This window comes from Actinomycetospora sp., assembly GCF_055612215.1.
The window spans coordinates 1-4,662 of sequence record NZ_JBVPVA010000481.1 but is presented as its reverse complement, the minus strand read 5'-3'; the positions used below and the strand labels follow the sequence as shown (position 1 = coordinate 4,662).

3 protein-coding genes are annotated in these 4,662 nt (G+C 71.4%); all 3 read left to right on the top strand.

The features are described 5' to 3' along the window. Positions 1-135: 135 nt before the first annotated feature. The 3 genes from ppc to AC0CYZ_RS13370 all read left to right on the top strand — a co-directional run bounded on the left by ppc (position 136) and on the right by AC0CYZ_RS13370 (position 4,479). The gene (ppc, locus tag AC0CYZ_RS13380; protein ID WP_472216056.1) at positions 136-2,934 is read left to right on the top strand and encodes a phosphoenolpyruvate carboxylase; all 2,799 of its coding nucleotides are present in this window, start codon (positions 136-138) and stop codon (positions 2,932-2,934) included. Between the two features lie 115 nt (positions 2,935-3,049). Continuing rightward, positions 3,050-4,162, top strand: coding sequence for a sodium:calcium antiporter (locus AC0CYZ_RS13375; protein ID WP_472216054.1), 1,113 nt, complete (start codon positions 3,050-3,052; stop codon positions 4,160-4,162). 44 nt (positions 4,163-4,206) lie between these two features. Then, complete coding sequence (locus AC0CYZ_RS13370) at positions 4,207-4,479, top strand: hypothetical protein (protein ID WP_472216052.1); 273 nt, start codon at positions 4,207-4,209, stop codon at positions 4,477-4,479. Positions 4,480-4,662: the final 183 nt, after the last annotated feature.

Here is a 4,662-nt window from a genome sequence, read left to right as displayed (position 1 = left end):
TTCCTGGCGGACCGGGCGCAGGGGTGAGCGCCACGCGGCGCACAGGTGTAGAGCGGCACCCCGCTGGGGCACAATCGGGCACGTCCCCGGTGCCGTGGGCGATCATGACCCCCGAGAGCCCGAGGAGACGCCAGCATGAGCACCGGCCGCCGTTCCGCCCGCGCCGACTCCGTGTCCACCGAGGGCAGCGTCTCCTCCGAGTCGGAGCACTCCGCGCTGCGCAGCGACATCCGGCGACTCTCCACGCTGCTGGGGCGCACCCTCGCCCGGCAGAACGGCGACGAGATGCTCGAGCTCGTCGAGCAGGTGCGCCGGCTGGTCCGTGAGGTCCCGGAGAAGGGCGACACCGGGATCCGCGACCTGCTCTCCGACCTGGACCCCGGTACAGCCACCGTGCTCGCCCGGGCCTTCGCGACGTACTTCCACCTGGCCAACCTCGCCGAGCAGACCCACCGCGCGGCCGAGCGCGGGGCGCGCCACGAGGACGGCAAGGGCCCGATCCACCAGCTCGCCGACCGGCTCGTCGCCGAGGCGGACCCCGAGGAGCTCTCCACCGCGCTCTCGCGCCTCGAGCTCAAGCCGGTGTTCACCGCGCACCCGACCGAGGCGCAGCGCCAGTCGGTGCTCGGCAAGCTGCGCGGGATCGCCGACGTGCTGGCCCAGGACCTCCCCGAGGAGATCGAGGAGACGAAGCTGCACCGCCTCGTCGACCTCATCTGGCAGACCGACGAGATTCGACCCGAGCGCCCGACGGTGCTCGACGAGGCCCGCTCGGCGGCGTACTACCTCGAGCAGCTCGGGCACCACGCCGTGCCCCAGGTCCTGACGGTGCTCGACGAGGAGCTCGTGAGGGTCGGGCTGTCGCTGCCCGACGGCGCCCGCCCGCTGGTGCTGGGGTGCTGGGTCGGCGGCGACCGCGACGGCAACCCCAACGTCACCGCCGAGCTGACCGCGGAGGCCATGCGGATCTACGCCGAGCGGGGGGTGCGCATCCAGATCGGCCTGATCGAGGACCTCGTGCAGGAGCTCTCGGTCTCCACGCGGCTCGTCGGGGTGTCCGAGGACCTCCGCCGCGGCCTCGCCCGCGACCGGCGCCACCTCCCCGAGGTCTACGACCGCTTCATCCGGCTCAACGCCGAGGAGCCCTACCGGCTCAAGTGCTCGTACATCTACGCCCGGCTCGAGAACACCCGCGACCGCTACGTCAACGGCACCCCGCACGTGGCGGGGCGGGACTACCTGGGCTCCGAGGAGTACCTGCGCGACCTCGAGGTGATGGACCGCTCGCTGCGCGCCCACCAGGGCGAGCGGATCGCCGACGGGATGCTGCGCGACGTCATGCGCACCGCCAACGCCGTCGGGCTGCACCTCGCCAGCGTCGACGTCCGCGAGCACACCAACTTCCACCACACCGCGCTGTCGGCGCTCTTCGACCGCCTCGGCGAGCTGGAGACCCCGTACGGCGAGCTGGACCACAACGGGCGGATCGCGGTGCTGTCGAAGGAGCTGGCCGGCCGGCGGGCGCTCACGCCGCGGCGCAACTGGCAGCAGATCGGCGACGACAGCTTCCGGGAGACCCTCGAGGTCTTCGACTGCATCCGGGGGATCCAGGAGACCTACGGCGAGGAGTCCCTGCACACCTACATCATGTCGATGGCGCAGAACGTCGACGACGTCCTCGCCGTCGCGGTGCTCGCCCGGGAGGCCGGGCTGATCGAGATCACCGCGGCCGAGGACGGCGGCCAGCAGGCGGTCTCGTCGCTGGACATCGTGCCGCTGTTCGAGACGGCCACCGAGCTGAAGATCTCCGGGGACCTGCTCGACGGGATGCTCTCGGACCCGTCGTACCGGGCGATCGTGGCGGCCCGCGGCGACGTCCAGGAGATGATGCTGGGCTACTCGGACTCCAACAAGGGCGCCGGGATCACGACGAGCCAGTGGTCGATCCACCAGGCCCAGCGCCAGCTGCGCGACGTCGCCGCCAAGCACGGGGTGCGGCTGCGCCTCTTCCACGGCCGCGGCGGCTCGGTCGGCCGCGGCGGCGGGCCCGCGGGCGAGGCGATCGCCGCGCAGCCCCACGGCGTCGTCGACGCGGTGATGAAGGTGACCGAGCAGGGCGAGGTCATCTCCGACAAGTACTCGCTGCCCACGCTGGCCGAGGACAACCTCGAGATCATGCTCTCGGCGGTGCTCGACGCGACCCTGCTGCACCAGACCAGCCGCGTGCCGGCCGACCAGCTCAAGCGCTGGGACGAGGCCATGGACGTCATCTCCGACGCCGCCCAGGAGGCCTACTCGGAGCTGATCGAGCACGACGGCCTGCCGGACTTCTTCACGCAGGCGACGCCGGTGGACGAGCTCTCGATGCTCAACGTCGGCTCGCGTCCCGGCAAGCGGCCCGGCGCGGGCGGGCAGACCTCGCTGGACGACCTGCGGGCCATCCCGTGGGTGTTCGGCTGGACGCAGTCGCGGATGATCGTGCCGGGCTGGTTCGGCCTCGGATCCGGGCTGAAGGCCGCCCACGACGCCGGGTACGGCGACGTCATCGACGAGATGCGCGACTGGGCGTTCTTCGCGAACCTGCTCTCCAACGTCGAGATGACGCTGGCGAAGACCGACATGCGCATCGCGGGCTTCTACGTCTCCGAACTCGTCGACCCGGAGCTCCAGGACGTCTTCGAGATCATCAAGGCCGAGCACGAGCTGACGCTGCGCCAGGTGCTCGCCCTCTCCCCCGGCGACGCGCTGCTCGCGAACAACCCGCTGCTGCGCCAGACCCTCGAGGTGCGCGAGAGCTACCTGGAGCCGCTGCACCACCTGCAGGTCCACGCGCTCTCCGAGCGCCGGGCGGTCGACGAGCCCGACCCGGACCTCCAGCGGGCGCTGTTGCTCACCGTCAACGGCATCTCGGCGGGGATGCGCAACACCGGCTGACCCCGCCGATCGGGCGGGTCCTGTCAACCCGCCTGTCAACCCGTTGCGGATCGGGGTGGCGCCGATCACCATCGAATTCGATCTCTGATTCCGATGGCTCGGCGAGGAGCTGCCCATGATCGCCATCGTCGAATTCGTGCTCGGCATCGCGCTGCTGGTCTACTGCGCCGAGAAGCTGATCGCCCACCTGGTCGGGGTGGCGAGCCGGTGGGCGATCTCGCTCTTCCTCATCGCGGTGGTCTTCACCGGGATCGAGTTCGACGACCTCGCCTACGGCATCGTGCTCAACGTCGACGACCTCAAGCAGGCCGCGCTCGGCACCGTCATCGGGACGACGGTCGCGATGACCGGGATCGTCCTCGCGCTCGCCGCGATCATCGCGCCGTGCGAGTTCGACGTGCCGAAGTCGTACCTGGCGCTCTTCGTCGCGGCTCCGGTCCTCATGTACGTCGTCGCCGCGACGGGGGCGCTGACGCTGGAGACGGGCGTCGTCCTGTGCGGGCTGTTCGTCGCGTTCGTCGGCTGGATCGCCTACCGCGAGTACACCGCCCGGCGCCCGGTGTGGCGCAACGCGGAGGTCTACGAGCAGCTGGAGAAGGCCGGTGTCACCCCCGGCGGCGGCACCGCGACCCTGACGCGTGAGGGCGGCCACGACGGCCCGGCCGCCGACGTCGGCAACGCGGGCGGGGGGTTCAACGGCTTCGACCTGCCGCCCGACCTCCGGATCGACGACGGCTTCCTCAAGGCTCGCCGGCAGTCGCCCGGTATCACCGTCGCCCTGGCCGTGCTCGCCCTGGTCGGTCTCGTCGTCGGCGCGGTGGTCGCCGGGGAGGGCACCGACGGCATCCTCGACACCTTCAAGATTTCGGGGACGGTCTTCGGCGTCACGATCGCGACGCTGGCGCTCTCGCTCGAGGACATCTTCCTCACCGCCGAGCCGCAGCGTCGCGGTGCGCCGGAGATCGCGATCGCGAACGTCATCGGCAGTGTCGTGTTCTCCGTGACCGGCAAGCTGGGGATCATCCTGCTCGTCGGCGGTGCGATCACCATCGACTCCACCGCCCTGTCGTGGCACCTGCCGGTGCTCGTCGGCACGACGGTGCTCTCGGCGATCTTCCTGGCCACCGGGCACCTGCGGCGCTGGCACGGCGTGGTCCTGCTCGCCCTCTACATCGCCTACTTCGTCATCAGCCTGGTCGCCTTCGGCGGCGTCCCCGTCGACGGCTGACCGGTCCCCGCCCACCGGAGATCGACCGACGTAGGAGCGACGTGATGGTGACGAAGGACCGGGTCGGGGCGGCCCTCGCGATCGTGGCCGCCATCGTCGGGCTGGTGCTGGTGTTCAGCACGCACCACCCCGAGGGCGACGACGACAACGCCAGGCCCGGGACGAGCCAGGTCCAGGAGCTCCCCGGTCGCGACGACGACCAGCCGGCCGCGCCCGGGCAGCCCGCTGCGCCGGCGCCCGCGCGGCCCGCCCCCGGACAGCCGGCGCCGCCCGCCGCGGGAGACGGCGACGGGGACGGCGACGGGGACGGCGACTAGGCCGGAGCGGGCTCGCCGGTCACCAGAACTTGATGCCGACGCTCGCGAGCCGGCGGCGGTGCAGCTGCGTGGCCTTGTCGATCGCCTGCGTCGAGGTGAGGTCACCCCACGCCTTCGCGGCGTTCTCGCCGTTGCTGAGGATCTCCCTGACCTCGTCACCCTCGATGTCGGCGCTCTGGATGA

Excerpts from the sequence above, each read along its gene's own strand:
- AC0CYZ_RS13375 (WP_472216054.1), top strand. The coding sequence starts at position 3,050 with ATGATCGCCATCGTCGAATTCGTGCTCGGCATCGCGCTGCTGGTCTAC.
- ppc (WP_472216056.1), top strand. The coding sequence starts at position 136 with ATGAGCACCGGCCGCCGTTCCGCCCGCGCCGACTCCGTGTCCACCGAG.
- AC0CYZ_RS13370 (WP_472216052.1), top strand. The coding sequence starts at position 4,207 with ATGGTGACGAAGGACCGGGTCGGGGCGGCCCTCGCGATCGTGGCCGCC.